19 protein-coding genes are annotated in these 17,054 nt (G+C 70.3%); 11 read left to right on the top strand and 8 right to left on the bottom strand.

Features of this window, described 5'->3' with window-relative positions; all coding sequences use genetic code 11:
- Positions 1-41: 41 nt before the first annotated feature.
- Positions 42-830: a phosphatase PAP2 family protein gene (locus A7B18_RS08360; RefSeq protein WP_102126224.1), complete on the bottom strand. Its 789-nt coding sequence runs from the start codon at positions 828-830 to the stop codon at positions 42-44.
- Positions 831-895: 65 nt separating this feature from the next.
- On the opposite strand from A7B18_RS08360, the gene A7B18_RS08355 reads away from it, so the two are divergent.
- Positions 896-2,497: an ABC transporter ATP-binding protein gene (locus tag A7B18_RS08355; RefSeq protein ID WP_102126223.1), complete on the top strand. Its 1,602-nt coding sequence runs from the start codon at positions 896-898 to the stop codon at positions 2,495-2,497.
- A gap of 67 nt (positions 2,498-2,564) precedes the next feature.
- Here A7B18_RS08355 and A7B18_RS08350 read toward each other — a convergent pair whose 3' ends face one another.
- The 5 genes from A7B18_RS08350 to A7B18_RS08330 form a co-directional block, all read right to left on the bottom strand.
- On the bottom strand, positions 2,565-3,134 hold the full coding sequence (locus A7B18_RS08350; protein ID WP_245872795.1) for a hypothetical protein: 570 nt from the start codon (positions 3,132-3,134) through the stop codon (positions 2,565-2,567).
- Positions 3,135-3,375: 241 nt separating this feature from the next.
- Positions 3,376-4,755 carry a tRNA (N6-isopentenyl adenosine(37)-C2)-methylthiotransferase MiaB gene (gene miaB / locus A7B18_RS08345; RefSeq protein ID WP_102126222.1) on the bottom strand — a complete coding sequence of 460 codons (1,380 nt, stop codon included), beginning with the start codon at positions 4,753-4,755 and terminating at the stop codon, positions 3,376-3,378.
- 119 nt (positions 4,756-4,874) lie between these two features.
- On the bottom strand, positions 4,875-5,375 hold the full coding sequence (locus A7B18_RS08340; RefSeq protein ID WP_102126221.1) for a hypothetical protein: 501 nt from the start codon (positions 5,373-5,375) through the stop codon (positions 4,875-4,877).
- Between the two features lie 65 nt (positions 5,376-5,440).
- A complete protein-coding gene (locus A7B18_RS08335; RefSeq protein WP_102126220.1) occupies positions 5,441-6,634 on the bottom strand; it encodes an amidase in 1,194 nt (397 codons plus the stop codon).
- A gap of 46 nt (positions 6,635-6,680) precedes the next feature.
- Positions 6,681-7,172: an LEA/WHy family protein gene (locus A7B18_RS08330; RefSeq protein ID WP_102126255.1), complete on the bottom strand. Its 492-nt coding sequence runs from the start codon at positions 7,170-7,172 to the stop codon at positions 6,681-6,683.
- Positions 7,173-7,239: 67 nt separating this feature from the next.
- Here A7B18_RS08330 and A7B18_RS08325 point away from each other — a divergent pair, with 67 nt between their 5' ends.
- Positions 7,240-8,244 carry a hypothetical protein gene (locus A7B18_RS08325; protein ID WP_245872794.1) on the top strand — a complete coding sequence of 335 codons (1,005 nt, stop codon included), beginning with the start codon at positions 7,240-7,242 and terminating at the stop codon, positions 8,242-8,244.
- Positions 8,245-8,323: 79 nt separating this feature from the next.
- Complete coding sequence (locus tag A7B18_RS08320; RefSeq protein ID WP_102126219.1) at positions 8,324-8,983, top strand: outer membrane lipoprotein carrier protein LolA; 660 nt, start codon at positions 8,324-8,326, stop codon at positions 8,981-8,983.
- A gap of 149 nt (positions 8,984-9,132) precedes the next feature.
- Here A7B18_RS08320 and A7B18_RS08315 read toward each other — a convergent pair whose 3' ends face one another.
- Positions 9,133-9,825: a C40 family peptidase gene (locus tag A7B18_RS08315; protein WP_102126218.1), complete on the bottom strand. Its 693-nt coding sequence runs from the start codon at positions 9,823-9,825 to the stop codon at positions 9,133-9,135.
- A 350-nt stretch (positions 9,826-10,175) separates the two neighbouring features.
- Here A7B18_RS08315 and A7B18_RS08310 point away from each other — a divergent pair, with 350 nt between their 5' ends.
- The 8 genes from A7B18_RS08310 to aat all read left to right on the top strand — a co-directional run bounded on the left by A7B18_RS08310 (position 10,176) and on the right by aat (position 14,858).
- Positions 10,176-10,595 (top strand): hypothetical protein, encoded by a 420-nt coding sequence (locus A7B18_RS08310; protein ID WP_102126217.1) that lies wholly within the window; start codon positions 10,176-10,178, stop codon positions 10,593-10,595.
- Positions 10,596-10,708: 113 nt separating this feature from the next.
- Entirely contained in the window at positions 10,709-11,368 is a 660-nt protein-coding gene (locus tag A7B18_RS08305) for a uracil-DNA glycosylase (RefSeq protein WP_102126253.1), read from the top strand.
- 32 nt (positions 11,369-11,400) lie between these two features.
- Positions 11,401-11,661 (top strand): hypothetical protein, encoded by a 261-nt coding sequence (locus tag A7B18_RS08300; RefSeq protein WP_102126216.1) that lies wholly within the window; start codon positions 11,401-11,403, stop codon positions 11,659-11,661.
- 42 nt (positions 11,662-11,703) lie between these two features.
- Positions 11,704-11,961, top strand: coding sequence for a DUF1844 domain-containing protein (locus tag A7B18_RS08295; protein ID WP_102126215.1), 258 nt, complete (start codon positions 11,704-11,706; stop codon positions 11,959-11,961).
- A gap of 4 nt (positions 11,962-11,965) precedes the next feature.
- Positions 11,966-12,412, top strand: a complete 447-nt coding sequence (gene dtd, locus A7B18_RS08290; protein WP_102126214.1) for a D-aminoacyl-tRNA deacylase — start codon at positions 11,966-11,968, stop codon at positions 12,410-12,412.
- A gap of 145 nt (positions 12,413-12,557) precedes the next feature.
- Complete coding sequence (locus A7B18_RS08285; RefSeq protein ID WP_102126213.1) at positions 12,558-13,652, top strand: LysM peptidoglycan-binding domain-containing M23 family metallopeptidase; 1,095 nt, start codon at positions 12,558-12,560, stop codon at positions 13,650-13,652.
- 73 nt (positions 13,653-13,725) lie between these two features.
- On the top strand, positions 13,726-14,145 hold the full coding sequence (locus tag A7B18_RS08280; protein WP_102126212.1) for a PaaI family thioesterase: 420 nt from the start codon (positions 13,726-13,728) through the stop codon (positions 14,143-14,145).
- Positions 14,146-14,237: 92 nt separating this feature from the next.
- Positions 14,238-14,858 (top strand): leucyl/phenylalanyl-tRNA--protein transferase, encoded by a 621-nt coding sequence (gene aat / locus A7B18_RS08275; protein ID WP_102126211.1) that lies wholly within the window; start codon positions 14,238-14,240, stop codon positions 14,856-14,858.
- Between the two features lie 148 nt (positions 14,859-15,006).
- Here aat and metG read toward each other — a convergent pair whose 3' ends face one another.
- Positions 15,007-17,004 carry a methionine--tRNA ligase gene (gene metG / locus A7B18_RS08270; RefSeq protein ID WP_102126210.1) on the bottom strand — a complete coding sequence of 666 codons (1,998 nt, stop codon included), beginning with the start codon at positions 17,002-17,004 and terminating at the stop codon, positions 15,007-15,009.
- Between the last annotated feature and the right edge of the window lie 50 nt (positions 17,005-17,054).

The following is a 17,054-nucleotide window of genomic DNA, read 5'->3' as shown; positions in this document are numbered from 1 at the left end:
GACGGGTCCTCTTGCCCGTCCACCGCTCGAAACCGGAGCCTCTACTCCCCCGGCAGCCAGCGCCGCAGCAGCCTCGGAACCACCTCTGCCGCGACGACCACCAGCAGCGCATACCGCAGCCCCCGGACGAGGCCGATGTCCCGGACCTCCTGCGGCAGCAGCGCCAGCCCGAAGAACACGGCGAATACGATCAGCAGGCCGACCACGCCGACGATCACCCGGCCCGCCACGTCACGCGGGGGGGCGAAGGTGGGCCGCACGAACCAGAACCCGGCGAGCAGCCCCAGCGCCGTGCCGTACTCGCGCGGCGTCCCGGCGGGCAGGAAGGCGGCGAGGCCGAGGAGGATCACGGGGATCAGCCACCGCAGCGCCCCCTCCTGTGGAAAGAAGCCCCGCACGGCGAGGGCCGCGAAGACCACCCCCAGCAGCAGGCCGACGATCACGTCGCTGGGGTAGTGGACGTTCAGCACGAGCCGCGAGACGGCGATCAGCGCGATGAGGAGAAGGGCGAGGGTCCATACCGGGCGCCGTCCGACCTGCGCCGCGATCCCGCCCCACAGGGTCGCCGCCATCTGCGCGTGCCCGCTGGGGAGCCCGGGACCGCCCGCCGTCGCCCGCGCCGTCGCGCTCGCCGCGTTGGGGTCGTTCGTGAAGGGGCGGGGCAGGTCGAGGCCGAACTTCAGCGCCGTGTTGACGAGGTACGAAAGGGCGAAGGCGACGCCGAGGTCGCGGCCCCCGCGCGGGTTGACCAGCCAGGTGTACAGGGCGAGCGCCACGATGAACACCTCGTCGCGCCCCAGGTTCGTGACGGCCAGCCAGAAGGATTCCATGCGCCGTATTGTGACGTATCCCCCGTTTAACGGTCTCGGGAAGGGCGCCGGTCTACACTGGGGGTATGACCGTCCAGACCCCCGACGTGCTCCTCGAGGTGCGGCACAAGTCCGAGTACGCGCTGGAGTTGCGCGGGATCACCAAACGTTTTCCGCTGGTGCTCGCCAACGACAACATCAGCATGGCGGTGCGCTGGGGCTCGGTGCACGCTCTGTGCGGCGAGAACGGCGCGGGCAAGAGCACCCTGATGAAGATCGTCTACGGCGCCCAGCCCCCCACCTCCGGCGAGATCGTGGTGGACGGCGAGGTCGTGAACTTCACCGACCCCTCACAGGCCATCGCGCGCGGCATCGGCATGGTCTTCCAGCACTTCATGTTGGTGGACACCCTCACCGTCACCGAGAACGTGATCCTGGGCGCCGAGCCCACGGCGGGCACCTCCATCGACTACGCAGGGGCGCGGCGGCGGGTCGCCGAACTCATCAAGCAGTTCAACTTCGACCTGCGGCCCGACGCCCTCGTCGGTGACCTCCCCGTCGGCCTCCAGCAGAAGGTCGAGATTCTCAAGACGCTCTACCGCGGCGCCCGCATCCTGATCCTCGACGAGCCCACCGCCGTCCTCACGCCGAGCGAGACGGACGAGCTGTTCGATTTCCTCAAAAACCAGTACGCGGCGAGCGGCAACGCGGTGATCTTTATCAGCCACAAGCTCCACGAGGTCCTGCACATCAGCGACACCATCAGCGTGATCCGCGACGGCAAGATGATCGGCACCATCCCCGCGCAGGGCGCCACCACCGAGACCCTTGCCCGCATGATGGTGGGCCGCGACGTGAGCCTCAAGGTGCAGAAGAAGTCCGCCCAGCCGGGCGCGGTCGCCCTCGACGTGCGCAACGTCACGGTGAAGGGCGCGCACGGCAACGCGGTGGATGGCGTCTCCTTCCAGGTGCGCGCGGGCGAGATCGTGGGCATCGCGGGGGTGGAGGGCAACGGCCAGAGCGAACTCGTGGAGGCGATCACGGGGCTCACGCCGGTGGGCTCGGGCGAGATCACCTATCTGGGCAGGCACGCGCGGGGGGTGCGTGAGGTCGAGGAGAGCGGCCTGTCGCACATCCCCGAAGACCGCAACGAGCGCGGCCTCGTGCTCGACATGACGACCGCCGAGAACTTCATCCTGGGCGAGCACGACCGCCCCCCCTTCGCCGGGCGGCTGGGATTCCTGAACCTCGACAAGATCAACCAGACGGCCCGCGAACTCAGCGAGCGGTACGACGTGCGCCCGCGCAGCGTCAGCCTCCAGGCGGGGCGCTACAGCGGCGGCAACGCGCAGAAGATCATCGTGGCCCGCGAGATGCGCAAGGGACCCAAGATTCTCGTCGCCTCGCAGCCCACGCGCGGGGTGGACATCGGCGCCATCGAGTTCATCCACGCCCGCATCGTCGAGGCGCGCGACCAGGGCCTCGCGGTGCTGCTGATCAGCGCCGACCTCGGGGAGGTCATGAACCTCGCCGACCGCATCCTCGTCATGTACGAGGGCCGCGTCGTCGGCGAGGTGGACGCCGCGACCGCCACCGAGACGCAGCTCGGCCTGCTGATGACGGGCAGCGGCGGTGCGAGCGGGCGCAGCGGCGCGGTGAGCGAGACGCAGCAGACGGGCGAACGCTGAGGGAAGGCACAACCAGAAAGAGGCCGCCTCCGATATGGGGGCGGCCTCCTCGTTTGACGGGAGAAGCTTACACGTCCTCGTTCGTCGTCGAGATCAGGGTGCAGCTCGTGTAGGTGTCCACGGTGCTGACGTTCCGGCTGTTGAAGTTGTAGGTGGCCGTGCCGGTGTTGACGCTGAGGGCCGCGTAGAAACCGGAGTTGAGGTTGTTGCCCGCCCGCCCGCTGGCCTCGACGATCTTGACCTTGGCCCGGACCGGATTCACCACGATGGACTGGGGGAGGAAGCCATCAGCCGGATTGGCGGTGAAGGTCAGGCGGTAGCTGCCGTTGCCGACGGCGGCAAGCTGCTGCCCAGTCACCTGAGCGTTGTAGTTGCTGTCATAGGCACTGGTGGTGAGGCCCCGCAGGCCCACGTCCACCGTCTGCACGTTGCCTCTGACGTTGAAGTACACGGAGACCTGAGTGGTGGCCGTCGCGTTGTTGAAGTTGTCGCAGGAGACGAAGCGCCCGTTCTGCGTCCGGTACTCCGTCCGCACCTCCGATACACGCCCCGACCCGCTTCCGTCCGGCGCGGTCCCAGTGCCGCAACTCGCCAGCAACGCGCTCAGGCCGACTGATCCCAACAGCATCTTTTTCATAGGCCTCACTGTGGCTGCCTAAACTGATCCCGGCGTGATGGGCCCTTGAGAATTCGTGAGGCGATTACAAATGAGGGGGAGCTTGGGTGTCCGGCCTCCCCCAAGCTCTGCCGTGCGATTACGGATTTTAGAGCATCTGCCGCAAGAATATTGTCTTGCTGAGCGAAGCGGAGCATCTCCCAGCCGACGAGCCAGACCCTTCGCTTCGCTTAGGGTGACAAGTCTTTTTGCGTCAAGTGCTTTAGACCATCTGGAGCGGACTGCTCAGCGCCGCCGCCTCTGGACTGAAGCGCGGCAGCTCGGGCAACTCGCGGCCCTGGGCGTCCACCACCTTGCCGTACAGCATGTGTGGGGTGGCGTGTTCGATGCGGACGTGGTGAATGCCCGCACCCGTCACGCCGACAGCCTTGGGCACCACGGTCGGGTGGTTGCCGCGCGTGTGGCCTTCGAGGAAGGCGGAATCGTGGGCGTCGCCGCGCAGCAGGACTTCCTGAAGGGTGCCGACCCTCAAAGCGTTCTTGCGCGCGCTCCACTCCTTCTGCCTCACGATCAGGCGTTGCAGACGCTCCGTCTTGACCTCGCGCGGCAGGTCCTGGAAGTGCCGGTAGCTCGGCGTGCCGGGGCGCGGCGAGTAGATGAACATGTAGGCGCTGTCGTACCCCACCTCGTCGTAGAGGCTCAGCGTCTCCCCGAAATCCTCCTCGGTCTCGCCGGGGAAGCCCACGATGATGTCGGTCGCCAGCACGACGTCCGGCAGGTGCCGCTTGATCTCCGCGATGTGCCCGAGGTACTTCTCGCGGGTGTACTCGCGGGCCATGCGGCGCAGCACCCGGCTCGATCCACTCTGCACCGGCAGGTGGACGAACTCGCACACGGCGGGCGTCTCGGCTATCGCGGCGGCCACGTCCTCGGTGAAGTTCATGGGGTGACTCGTCGTGAACTTGACCCGGCGCACGCCGCTTCGCCCCACCATCCGCAGCAGGTCGGCGAAGGAGGGATACCCGGCCAGCCGCGCCCCCTGGTCCACCCCATAGGCGTTCACGTTCTGCCCGAGCAGCGTGACCTCCTGCACCCCGGCGGCGAGCTGCATGTCCAGCTCGCGCAGGATCGAGTCGGGGTGGCGGCTGACCTGCGGTCCGCGCGTGGTGGGCACGATGCAGTAGGTGCAGTGGTGGTCGCAGCCGCGCATGATCGTGAGGTGCGCTTGCAGCCTCCCGGCGGGCGGCGGGGGGATGTGGTCGTGCAGTTCGTCCTTGAACTGGAGGCCCCAGAAGCGCTCGTTGCTCTCCAGCGCCTTCCCGATGTCGAGCAGGCTGCCGGGCCCGAGAAGCACGTCCACCTCGAACTTGCGGGCGATCTGCTGGCCCTCTTCGAGCTGCGCGAGGCAGCCCATCATCCCGACGACGAGGGGCCGCTGACTCTTCTGTTTGCGCAGGTCGCCGAGGAGGCTCCTCACCTTGTCCACCGGCTTGCCGCGCACGGCGCAGGTGTTGATCAGGACGAAATCCGCCTCGTCCACGCTGCCCACCATGTCGGCGCCGAACGAGACGAGCTGCGACTCGACGAGGTGCGTGTCGTATTCGTTCATCTGACACCCGTAGGTGATCAGGTGTGCCTTCATGCCTGTACCTTCATGATCTGGCCTCCTGGGCCTGACGGAGGGATTCCGGGGCCCCTATGTCCTCGCGGGTGGCTCAGAGCACCACTCCCGCAAAGCGGAGGAGAGTCTAGCGCGCAGGCTCAGGGCACGGTGGGAACGGGCGTCACGGGGGCCAAGGGGACGGGGGCAGAGGCGGGCGCGGCCTCCCCGGTCTGCTTTTCCAGCGTCACGTTGTAGCCCAGCAGCTCGCGCCCCAGCAGCACGGTCCTCAGCACGCCGCTGAATTTGGTCCCGACGATCTCGCCGCGCAGGGTGCCCCGGTACTTGTTGCCCTCCTCGAAGAGGCCCACGTCTATGGCGCCGCCATTCTCGACCCGCTGGAACTTCCCGCTCACGGCGTAGGCTTTGCGGCTCTCCAGATTCGTCATGACGCCGCTCGCCTTGCCCTCACGCTCCTGCACGCTCAGCACGAGGCGGTAGGGCACCCGGCCCGTGCCCCCCACGCCGACGCCCTCGTAGGTGCCGCCCACCGCGCGCTCCAACGGCGTGGTCGGGCTGATAAAGGCCCCGAGGGCACACCCGGTCAGGGCGGTGAGGAGGGCCGTGGTGCAAAGGAGGCGGGGCAGGACGTTCGGGAACATGCCGGAGATTATGCGGCGTGCGTGAAGCGGGTCTGACAGGACGGGCCAGTTCGGGGCTCGCGCCTTCACGCGCCCTCGTCGTGCCTGGCCGTCTGGCCTTCGAGGCTCAGCGCCAAGCCCAGCAATCGGTCGTCCTCCCCGTGCCGCCCCACGAGCTGCACGCCGACGAAGGGCGAGGAGGAAGGCAGCGCGACGGTCGGGGCGCCGAGCAGGCTGAAGGGCGCGGTGAGGCGCAAGACGGCGCGGCGCAGGGGGGTGCGGCCCTCGCGGAGGTCCACGTCCTCCTGCCCGATCAGAGGCGGTGGGGTGGGCACGGCGGGCGCGAGGAGCACGTCATGACGGGTGAGGAGGGCGTCCAGTTTGGCACGGTACGCGGCACGGCGTTGGTGGGCCGCCCCGACCTCCGCCTGGGTCAACTTCCGCCCTTGCCTCAGCAACCCCAGGGTGAAGGGGGTGAAGCCGGGGTCGTCCTGTTCGAGAGCCTGAGCGTGGACCTGCGCGGCCTCGCTGAGCACGATGGGCGAGTAGGCGTCGAGGACTTCGGGGAAGTCGGCGTCCTCCAGCCGCGCGCCCAGCCCCTCCAACTGTGCCGCGAAGCCCTGCACAGCCCCCAGCACCGTGTCGTCCACCCAGCCGTCCGGGAGCCACAGGCCGACCCGCAGGCCCACCCACTCCTGACGCACGACCTCCCGCCCCGTCAGAGCCTCGTGAACCCGCACGAGCGTCCGCACGTCCCGCGCCAGAGGCCCCGCGTGGTCGCACGTCCAGCTCAGCGGCAGCACCCCCTCCGTGCTCCACGCCGGGTGGTCCTTCGTCGGCTTGTACCCCGCCACCCCGCACCACGCCGCCGGAACGCGGATGGAGCCGCCCGTATCGGTGCCGAGCGCGAAGTCCACCTGCCCGAGCGCCACGCTGACCGCCGCGCCGCTGCTGCTGCCCCCCGGCACCCACTCCGGGTCGAAGGGGTGCGTCGTCCCCCCGAAGCCGTTCATGCCCGTGATCCCGAGGGCGATCTCGTGCAGGTGCGTCTTGCCGACCGCCGAGGCGCCCAATTCGATCAGCCGCCGCACGAGGACGCTCTCGCCGGGATCGGGGACGGGAGCGCGCGTGCTCGCCGTGAGCGGCCACCCCGCCACCCCGTACAGGTCCTTGACGCTGAAGGTGAGCCCCGCGAGCGGCCCACCCGGCTGGCCGGACAGGGGAGAGGCCGGGCGGTACGCCCACGCACGCTGGGAGTCGGGCAAGTCGGGGAAGGTCACGCGGCCCAGGGTAAAGGGTCATGCGTGCCCTCGCTGACGGTTGCCCTCAGAACGGCAGGATCGCGGGTTGCTGCCACACCCCCTGCGCCAGGGTGAAGGGTCCGAAGGTGGGGCGTCCCAGCACGCCGAGGTCGGCGGTGAAGGTGCCGTCCACCCGGTAGCTGACCTGGGTGCCGCGCGCCACCTTCAGGAAGGCCCCGGCGGTCTGGAGGGTGACGGGAATGCCGAGGTTCGCGTCCTGCACCGTGCTCCCCCGCGCGGGGAGGGCCACGTTCGGCAGGTCCACCCGCCCCACGTCCGCCCCGTCGATGAAGAGGCGGGCGTTGAAGTTGGCGAGGCGCACGGGCACGGGGTTGGGGTTCTCCACCCGCACCCGCAGGGCGAGGTTCGCCTGGGCCGGGGTCGGGCCGCTCGGGAGGGCGAGGCTGGTGAGCCGGACCTGCTCGACCTCGAAGGTGGGGACCTGGATCACCCGCTGGGTCGGGGCGCAGGCCCCCAGCAGGGGGACGAGGAGGGGCGCGAGGAGAAGCCGGTTCATGCGCGTCACGTTACCCGCTTCCGCCCCGCCGCGCCTGACGACCCGCGAACGGGCTACGCTGCCCCCCATGACCAGGATGATGACGGCCCTCGCCCTCGCCGCGCTGTCGGGCGGGGCGGGTGCCCTGAACCTCGACTTCGGCGTGACGTACCGGGGCGGCGGCGCCTCGGTGTGGGACGGCGGGCTCGTGCGCTTCGGCGTGAGCGACCTGACCCTGGGCCGGGGCACCCTCGCGGCGGGCGTGTCGAACCGGGCGCTGGAGGTCGGCGTCACCCAGGGCCTCAGCGTCCCCCTCGTCGGGGCCGTGGCGGCGAGCGCCGACGCCGCCGTCACCTGGGGGGGAGGCGTGCGGCTGGCCTCGCGGGTGAACGCGACCCTCGGCCCGGTCGCGCTGAACGCGGGGGGCGCCCTCTTCACCACCGCGGCGACGGCGGTGGACCCCCTCGCCGCCTGGACGCTGGCCCCCACCGACCTCAGAGAACGCGGCTGGAACGCGGACGTGACGGCCCGCTACCGCCTCAGCCGCACCCTGATCGCGGTCGCGGGGGGCGAGTTCGGCGCACAGCCCCAGGCACTCGCGGGCGTGGAGTGGCGGCGCGACCTCACCCGCGTGCTGCCCCCCGCCGAGGGCGACGACCCGGAGGCCGAGCCCGCCACCGAACGCACGGGAAGCGTCACCCTGCGGCTGGGGGCGCGGGCGGGCCGGGACGTGCTCGGCGTGACGGGCGGGGTGACCTACGGGGCAGAGTCGGGCGTCACGCTCACCCTCGACGCCCTCGCGGGGACGGGGGCGGGTGGGGCGGCCACCTGGGGTGCCTCGGGCAGCCTGAGCGCCCCCGACGTGCTCGGGGAGGACAGCCTCGCGCGAGCCTACGTCGCCTACGAGCCGTGGCGGACGGCGAGCGCGCCGCTGCGGGTGGGGACGGAGGTGCGGGTGCCCACGGGGAGCGGCACCCTCAGCGTGGACGTGCGGGGGGGGCGGCTCCGCGACGGATCGGCGGGCTTCGGGGCGCAGGTGGGCTACTCCTTCCCGCTGGGCGGACCTCCCGAGGAGCCGGGGGAGGAGCCCTGATTTCCGCGTCCCCGCGGCGGTGAACCCCCCGTCAGCGTCCGCGCGTCCTTCTCATCGGGGGGGGTGGAAGACTCCCAGGGTGAAGAAAGCTCTCTCCCTGCTCACCCTCGCCGTGCTCGTGTCCGGCGCGAGTGCCCAGACCGCCCAGGACATCCTCAGCCGCGTCGACGCCGCCCAGAAGGCCGCCAAGGACGTGACCTTCCGCCTGAGCGGGACGGCCACCCTGGAAACCGCCCCCCAAAGAATCGACCTCACCGTCAAGAGCATCCCGGCCCAGGGCGTGGCCCGGTTGCAGTTCGCCGCCCCCGACGCCCTCGCCGACAACGTGGTCGTGGCGGACAAGAACGAGATTCGCCAGTACCTCTTCCTGACCAACCAGATCACCGTCACGCCCACGAAGACCGCCGCCGCGAACTCGGGCCTGGGCGGGCTGGACTTCACCGGCCTCACGAACGCCGCCACGCTGCTGAATACCTACAACGTGCGCCTGATCGGCACGGGCACCGTGGCAGGCCGCAAGGTCTACCAGCTCGAGGCGACCCCCAAGGGCACGGGGGGCACCGACCGCGCCCGCGTGTGGATCACCGAGGCGGGCTGGCGCCCCACCCGCGTCCAGCTCGTCGGGAACGGCAACAAGGTCCTCGCCGACCTGAATGTCACGAATTACCGCGTGAACAGCGGCCTGACCGTCTCGGGGCTCAAAGCCCTGCCGAAAGACGCCCAGGTCATCCGGCAGTAGCGGGAAAGGCGAGGAGGGGGAGTGGGAAATGGCCTGCTCCCCCTCCTGCTTTGGGAGAAACTTCCTTCCAACCACCAGAATTCTGCCAGGCAAAACACCCCCGCGCGGGTGGCAGGGTTGCTTGGTCGGTGCGCGCCCTTCGTCGCGGCTCAGCTCAGGATGCGGCGGGCGCCGATATAACGGCTGGCCCAGTACACGTTGCCGAAGAGGGGCTCGATGACGGTGCGGCCCTTGAAGCTGTTCGCGTTCGCCATCAGGCCGTCGCCGATGTAGATGCCCACGTGGCTGGCGGCGCGCCCGGTGGTGTTGAAAAACACCAGGTCCCCGGCGCGCAGGTCGCGGCGGCTCACGCTGGCCCCCATCCGCCACTGGGCGGCGGCGGTGCGCGGCAGCCGGATGCCGAGCTGCGAAAAGACCCGCATCGTGAAGCCCGAGCAGTCCAGGCCCCGGCCCCCCGTGCCTCCCAGCGCGTAGCGGATGCCCAGGAAGCGGGTCGCCGCCGTGCGGATGAAGGCGCTGCCGCCGCGGGGCGCGGGGGCCTGCGCGCTCGCGCTGGGGGGCACGGCGGCGCTCACCTGGCGAGTGGGCGCGGCGGGGCTGGCCGGACGCGCGGCGACCGGGGTGGGGGACGCACCTTCCTCTGCGCCGCCGACCTCCAGGGTCTGGCCGACCTGGAGGGTAGGGCTGGGCAGGCCGTTGAGCTGCATCACCTGCACGGGCTCCATCCCGTACTTCTGCGCGACGCTGTAAAGCGTGTCACCGGGTTTGACGGTGTGCGTGGCGGCGAGGGAGGCCCCACTCGTCAGGGCACCGGCAATCAGGAGGGTACGTAGCGCGTTCATCGACCGGGAGAGTTTAACCCGACTTTATTTTATTTGCCCTTCATTCTTGGACGAATACGCCCTCGCTATGCGCCTATACGGTCTTTATGCTTCCTGATCCCCTCGTCAGAAACGAGAAGAATTCGACTCCAACTCAGTTTTCTCAGCTCCGGGCTCACGACCGCCCGTTCCGGGCAGCCGTCGTCACAGACGGTCTCAAAGGTGTCCCGGCGCAGGTTACGAAACTCATGATTCTCAGGGAGGTGGGCGAGGTGGTGGGCAGGGGGAGGGCGCGGGCCGTGGGAGCGCCCCCGGCCTATACTCAGCGCCAGCCTCGCAGGCCGACCCGCCCCTCTCCCGCCGGAGGAGTCATGAAAGAACAGATGACCACCGACCAGCTCTTGCAGGGCCTGAAGCATTACCGCCGCATCGCCCGCCAGGACATGTTGCGTGCCCCTGAGACGCCCTACCCACAGGCTTTCCTGACCCACGCGGAGAGCCGCCGCGAGGTATACGCCGAGCTGAGCGCCTATGCCGGGGAGCACGCGCCCGACGAGGTGACCCTCTACGCCCTCGACCTGTACCGGCGCCTGCCCTTCGTGACGGGCACGCCCGAGCCCGAGCACCCTGACATCAAGGGCCGCGAGAACGCCCTGGAAAACTATTTCCTGCTCGTCGGCCTCGACCCCAAGACCCGGCGCGAGGCCCGCAGCAAGCGGCCCAAACTCGGCGCCGCGCCGGAAGAGGCCGCCCCCACCCCAGCGGGCGAGACCCCGGCGGCGGGCGGCTAGGGCGCCCCACCCCCCCAACCGTGCCCCCGTCGCCGCCGCTCCTTCCCGGGCGGCGGTACGCTGTGGCCCATGCTTTCTCGCATTCGGTGGAGGCGGACGTGACGGGCGCGGACATGGCCGCCCTCGGGGCGCTCGAAGCCCGCGCCAAGGGCTGCACCGCCTGCAAGCTGCGGCCCGGCTGCACCCAGGTCGTCGTCGCGGACGGCCAAGCGGCGGCCCCCCTCCTGATCGTCGGCGAGGGCCCCGGCGGGGACGAGGACCGGGTGGGCCTGCCCTTCGTGGGCCGCGCCGGGCAGCTCCTCGACAAGATTCTGGGGGCCGTGGGCCTCACGCGGCAGGACGCCTACATCACCAACGTCGTCAAGTGCCGCCCGCCCGCCAACCGCACCCCCGAGCCCGACGAGATCGCCGCCTGCACCGGGCTGTGGCTGGGGCCCCAGCTCTCGTTGCTGCGCCCGCGCGTGATCCTCACCCTGGGGAACACGCCGACCCAGTACCTTCTGGGCACCCGGTTGGGCATCACCAAGACGCGCGGCACCTGGCACCCCTACCGGCACGACGACGGCGGGGGCGGCAGCTACGAGGCCCTCCTCATGCCGATGTTCCACCCCGCCTACCTCCTGCGCCAGGACACCCGCGCCCCCGGCGGCCCCAAGAGCTTGACCTGGCGCGACATCCGCGAGGCCGCCGCCGTGCTGCGCGGGGAGAAGGAGCCGGAGGGGCTGGCGACGGCCCAGCCGAAACCCGAGAGCACGCAGCCCACGCTGTTCTGAGTCTCTCGCGTCCGGGTCGGGTACGCTGGGGTATGGATCATGGGCGGACGGAAGACGAGCGGGCGGCGGGCCTGCTCACGGCGGAGGTGCTGCTGGAGATTCGGGACCTCCTCCGGGACATCCGGGGGCGGCTGGCAGGGGAGAACGCGGCGCCGCTCGCGGCAGCGGACCTGGGTGAGGAACTGCGGCGGGTGCAGGCACGGCTGGAGGCGGCGGACGCGCCCGAGCCCCTGCCGGGCGACGTGGTGGCCGCCGAGCCAGAATCCGACCGCTCGGTGATTTCCGAGAGTTGACCCCTCCGCCCGGGACGCTCCGTCCCACGTACACTGCCCCCCATGCCCAACCTCGAATTCGTCGGCCTCGTCAACTCCCTGCAAGCGACCGCCGAGGCCGCGCTGGGGGACCTCAACGCTGCCACCGCCAGCGCCGCCCGCGACGGCCTGCTGGATGAAAGCCGGGCCCGGCAGACCGCCGAACGCTCCCTGCGACTCCTGACCATGCTCGCCGAGAAGACGCGTGGCAACCTCGACTTCACGGAGGCCGAGCTCCTGACGGACGCCATCGGCAGCCTGCGCGCCCGCCTGGGGAACTGAGGGGGTGCGCGCCGTCCTCCAGCGGGTCACGCGGGCCCGCTGCACGGTGGGGGGCCAGGTCACGGGCGAGACGGGCCCCGGCCTCCTGATCCTGCTCGGGGTCGCGCCCGGGGATACGCCCGACACGGCCCATACCCTCGCCGCGAAGATCGTCAAGCTGCGCGTCTTCGGCGACGAGGCCGGGAGGATGAACCGCAGCCTGCTCGACGTGGGGGGCGGGGTGCTCAGCGTCAGCCAGTTCACCCTCTACGCCGACACCCGCCGGGGCAACCGCCCGGGCTTCTCCGGGGCCGCGCCGCCCGAGCAGGCCCGCGCCCTGTACGCCAGCTTCAACGCCGCCCTGCGTGGGCACGGCGTTCCGGTGGGGGAGGGCGTCTTCGGCGCCCACATGAGCCTCGACCTGACGAACGACGGCCCGGTGACGCTGGTGCTCGACACGGCGGAGGGGTAGGGCCCGGAACGCACACAGCCTGTCATGCCGAGTGGGGCGAAGCGTCCCCACGCTCAGCCCACCCCCCGCTTTTCCCCGTGTGGGAGGGCGCTCCCCGCCGCCCTTACGGTAGACCTTGCGCCTGGAGTGCGGCTATTCTGCCCTCATGAGCCGCCCCCTCCTGCTCGCCGCCGCCCTCCTGCTGGGCGTGGCGGGCGCGTACACCGTCAAACCCGGCGACACCCTCTACAGCATCGCGCGGACGCACGGCACGACCGTCGCCGAGATCACCCGCCTCAACGGCCTCAAGAACACCTCGCTGGAGGTCGGGCAGACCCTAAGGCTGCCGGGTGAGACGGCCCCGCAGGCCCCGGCGCCCGCGACTCCGCCCCCCACGACGGCGGCACCTGCGCCCACCCCCCTGCCCGAACCCGTGCCCGTGGGGACGGCCCAGGTCGCGGGAGTCACGGTGACGGCCCCGACGAGTCTGCGGATGGGCGACGCCTTCGTGATGCGCCTGAGCGGGCCACGGGCGGGGCAGGCGACGGTGCGCTTTCCCAGCGAGGTCGGCGAGGACGTGCGCCGCCCGGACGAGTGGCTGATCCCCACGGGCGCGGCGGGCGAGTACGTGGTGTTGGGGCGTGTGGTGCTCGGCAAGACCACCCCGGTCGTGTACGAGATCAAGGTGGGCGGCGATCAGGTGCGGGGCAGCATTCCGGTCACCGGGCTCACCCAGACGATCCAGTACCTCAACCTGCCGCCCTCCATCAGCGGCAAGCTTCAGGACCCGGGGCGCAAGGCGGAGGAGGCCCTCGTCGAACGGGCGTACACCCGCCGCACCCCCCAGGCATGGGCGCGGCCCTTCCAGCCTGCCGTGAACGTCCGCGCCCAGAGCAGCGCCTTCGGGCAGCCCCGCACCTACGTGGCGGGCGGGCCCGTCCAGTACCACTACGGCACCGACTACCCCGCGCCCACCGGCACCGCCGTGCGGGCCGTGAACGACGGCACGGTCGTCGTGGCGGGCCGGTACCCCGTGCGCGGCGGCCTCGTGATCATCGACCACGGGGCGGGCCTGACGAGCCTGTACTTCCACCAGAGCCGGGTGACCGCCAGGGTGGGGCAGAAGGTCCGGCGCGGCGACAAGATCGGCGAGGTGGGCTCGACCGGCCTGAGCGACGGCGCGCACCTGCACCTCGAAATGCGCGTGCGCGGCGAGGCCACCAACCCCGCCGGGTGGATGAACCGTATCTGGCCGAGGTGAGGCGGGAGCCGTCAGCGGTCAGCCAGGACCGGAAGCTGACGGCTCAGGGCCCATTGCTGCTACCTTCTTCCCCATGCCCGACCTGCCCACCCTGGAGCAACTGAACACGATGGGCGAGGGGCTGCTGCCCGGATTGATCGGCATCCGTTTCACCCACGCGGAAAGGGGCCTGCTGCGAAGTGAATTCACCGTCCGCCGCGAACTCCTCGCCCCGAACACCTTCCTGCACGCGGCGTCCGTCGTGGCCCTTGCCGACACCACCTGCGGCTACGGCACGCGGATGCTGCTTCCCGAAGGCGCGAGCGGCTTCACCACCATCGAACTCAAGAGCAACCACCTCTCCACCGCCCGCGAAGGGCTTGTGACCTGCGAGGCCCGCGCCGTCCACGCCGGGCGCACCACCCAGGTCTGGGACGCGGAGGTGAGGAGCGGGCAGGGCAAGGTTATGGCCGTGTTCCGGTGCACGCAGGCAGTGCTGTATCCGAAGGGGTAAGTGGTCAGTGGGTGAAGTGCCCGCCCCGACCTGCCTCCGGCCTCCGCCTTTCGTCCTTTTCCACTGACCACTCACCACTCCCCACTGACCTTATGCCCTCCGCCCGCTTCTTCCTCCACCACCCCGACCCCCTGACCCGCGAGGTCGCGCGGGGGTACGCGGGGGGTGCTTTCCTGATGGACAATGGTGGCGGCGTGGCGTGGTACGCCGTCGAGCGGCGGGCGCTCGTGCCCCTGACGGAAGCGGAGGGCCTGCACGTCGCGCGGCGGCTGCGGCGGGAGCTGGGGAGATTTGAGGTGCGGGTGGACACGGCCTTCGCCGACGTGGTGGAGGGCTGCCGGGGCCACCTGCCGGGTGCGCCCGAGCGGGACGGCGAGTGGATCAGCCCGCCCCTCGCCCACATGTACACCCACCTGCACGGCACGGGGCTGGCGCACTCCTTCGAGGTGTGGCGGGACGGCGAACTGGCGGGCGGCGTGCTCGGCCTCGCGCTCGGCGGCGCCTTCATCGCGGAGAGCAAGTTTCACCGCCTTCCGAACGCGAGCAAGGCGGCCCTCGTCCACCTCGCCGCACACCTGCACGCGCGGGGCTTTTCGCTCCTCGACGCGCAGATTCAAAACCCGCACCTCGCCCGATTGGGGGTGTACGAGGTAGGCGGGAAAGAGTACCGGGAGCGGTTGTTCCGGGCGCTCGGGCAGGACGTGAGCCTGTAGAGCTTTCGACGCAAAAGCGGTGTCATGCTGAGCGGAGCGAAGCATCTCGGCCTGGTAGGCGAGACCCTTCGCTCCGCTCAGGGGGACAGTCCAGATAACGCAGGAGCGGCCCACCGGGCAGGAAGGTGGGCCGCTCCCGTCCTTCCGCTCAGCGCACCTTCGTCCCGGTCGGCAGGTCGAGCCTCGTGCCCACCAGGTCGAGGTTGCCCTGGTCGTCCTCAGCGGCGAGGATCATGCCCTGGCTCTCGATCCCGCGCAACTTGGCGGGCTTGAGATTGGCGACGAGAACGACCCGGCGGCCCACGAGGTCTTCGGGCGCGAACCACTTGCGGATGCCGCTGACGACCGTGCGCGTCTCCTCGCCCATCCGCACGGTGAGCTTGAGGAGCTTGTCCGCCTTCTCGACGGCCTCGGCGCCCACCACCTCGGCAATCCGCAGGTCCACCCGCGCGAAGTCGTCGATGGAGATGACGGGCTCGGTGGCGGCGGGGGTGGGGCTGGGCGTGGGCGCGGGCTGGGGCTGGTCGCTGGGCTGGGTCACAGGTTTTCTCTCCTTCTTGGGGGCGGGTGTGGGAGGGTCGGTCTCCTCTTTCTCGCGCGCCTCGGGCTTGGGGAAGAGGATCGGGCCGCCGACGACGCGGGTTCCGGCAGGGGTCAGGCCCCACGCACCCGTCAGGGCGTAGGACTGCCCGCCCAGGCCGAGTTGCCCGCGCAGCCCTCTGGCCTTGCCGGGGATGACCGCCTCCAGCGCCACGCTCGCCACCCGCAGCCCCTCGGCGGCGGTGTAAAGCACGGTGTCTAAGCGCCGGGCCGTCTCCTCCGACTTGGCGAGGTTCCACGGCGCGCTCTCGGCGATGTAGCGGTTGAGGTCGCGCACGAAGTTCATCGCCGTCTCGATCGCCATGTTCACCTTCAGGTCGCGCACCAGCCCCATCACCTCGCCGGGCAGGGCCAGCGCCGCCGCCTCGATGCCGTGCTCGCGTTCGCCCGGCTCGTGCGCCTGCGGGATCACGCCGCCCCGGTACTTCTGGATCATGCTGACGGTGCGGGAAAGCAGGTTGCCCAGGTCGTTCGCCAGGTCGGAATTCAGCCGCGAGACGAGGATGCCCTCGCCGTACGGGCTGTCCGCGCTCAGGGTCGCTTCCCGCAGCAGGGTGTAGCGGATCGCGTCCACCGGGTACTCGTTCACGAGCTGTTCGGGGTTGATGGCGTTCCCCAGCGACTTGCCCATCTTGCGCCCGTCCTCCGCGAGGATGTGGCTGTGGACGACGAGTTTGCGGTAGATCGGCAGGCCCGCCGCCCTGAGCATCGTCGGCCAGAAGACGGCGTGCGGCTTGAGGATGTCCTTGCCGATGACGTGCCACGCCAGGCCGATGGTCTCCTCGCCCATCCCCCGGCTGACGGGGCCGGAGACGTAGTTCAGCAGGGCGTCGAACCACACGTAGGTTACGTGGTCGGGGTCCCAGGGCAGCTCGATGCCCCACGGCACGCGCGACTTCGGGCGGCTGATGCTCAGGTCACCGATGGGCTCGCGCAGCATCTCCAGCACCTCGTTGCGGTATCCGGCGGGCTGGATGAACTCGGGATTGCTCTGGATGTGCCCCAGGAGCCACGCCTGGTACTTCTCCATGCGGAAGAAGTAGTTCGCCTCGCGCCGCAGCTCGGGCGGGTCCTTGTCGCCGGGGTAACGCCGTACGCCGTCACCGCCCTCGACGAGTTCCTTTTCGGTCACGTACCGCTCGGCGCCCACCGAGTACAGGCCCTCGTACTCGGCGAAGTAGATGTCGCCCGCGTCGTACACCCGCTGGAGAATGTCCGTGACAAAGCGCTTGTGGCGCCCCTCCGTCGTGCGGATGAAGTCGTCGTAGCTGATTTCTAGGCGGTCCCACAGGCCCTTGAAGGCGCTCATGGAGAGGTGGTCCACGAACGCCTGGGGGGTCTGTCCGGCCTTGGCGGCGGCCTTGGCGATCTTCTCGCCGTGCTCGTCGGTGCCGGTCAGAAAGGTCACCTCAAACCCGGCGAGGCGGTGGTAGCGCGCGATGGCGTCGGCCAGGATCTTCTCGTAGACGTGCCCGATGTGGGGGGCGCCGTTCGCGTAGTCGATGGCGGTGGTGATGTAAAACTCTCGCTCGGGTGATCTGGTCATGTGCCGCTTCTCCCCGCCTGACTCGCCTTCCTGGTCGGAGTTGGGGTCAG

It is taken from the genome of Deinococcus planocerae (assembly GCF_002869765.1).
GTDB classification, from domain to species: domain Bacteria; phylum Deinococcota; class Deinococci; order Deinococcales; family Deinococcaceae; genus Deinococcus; species Deinococcus planocerae.
The sequence above is the reverse complement of the archived record's forward strand: the minus strand, read 5'-3'. Positions and strand labels throughout refer to the sequence as shown.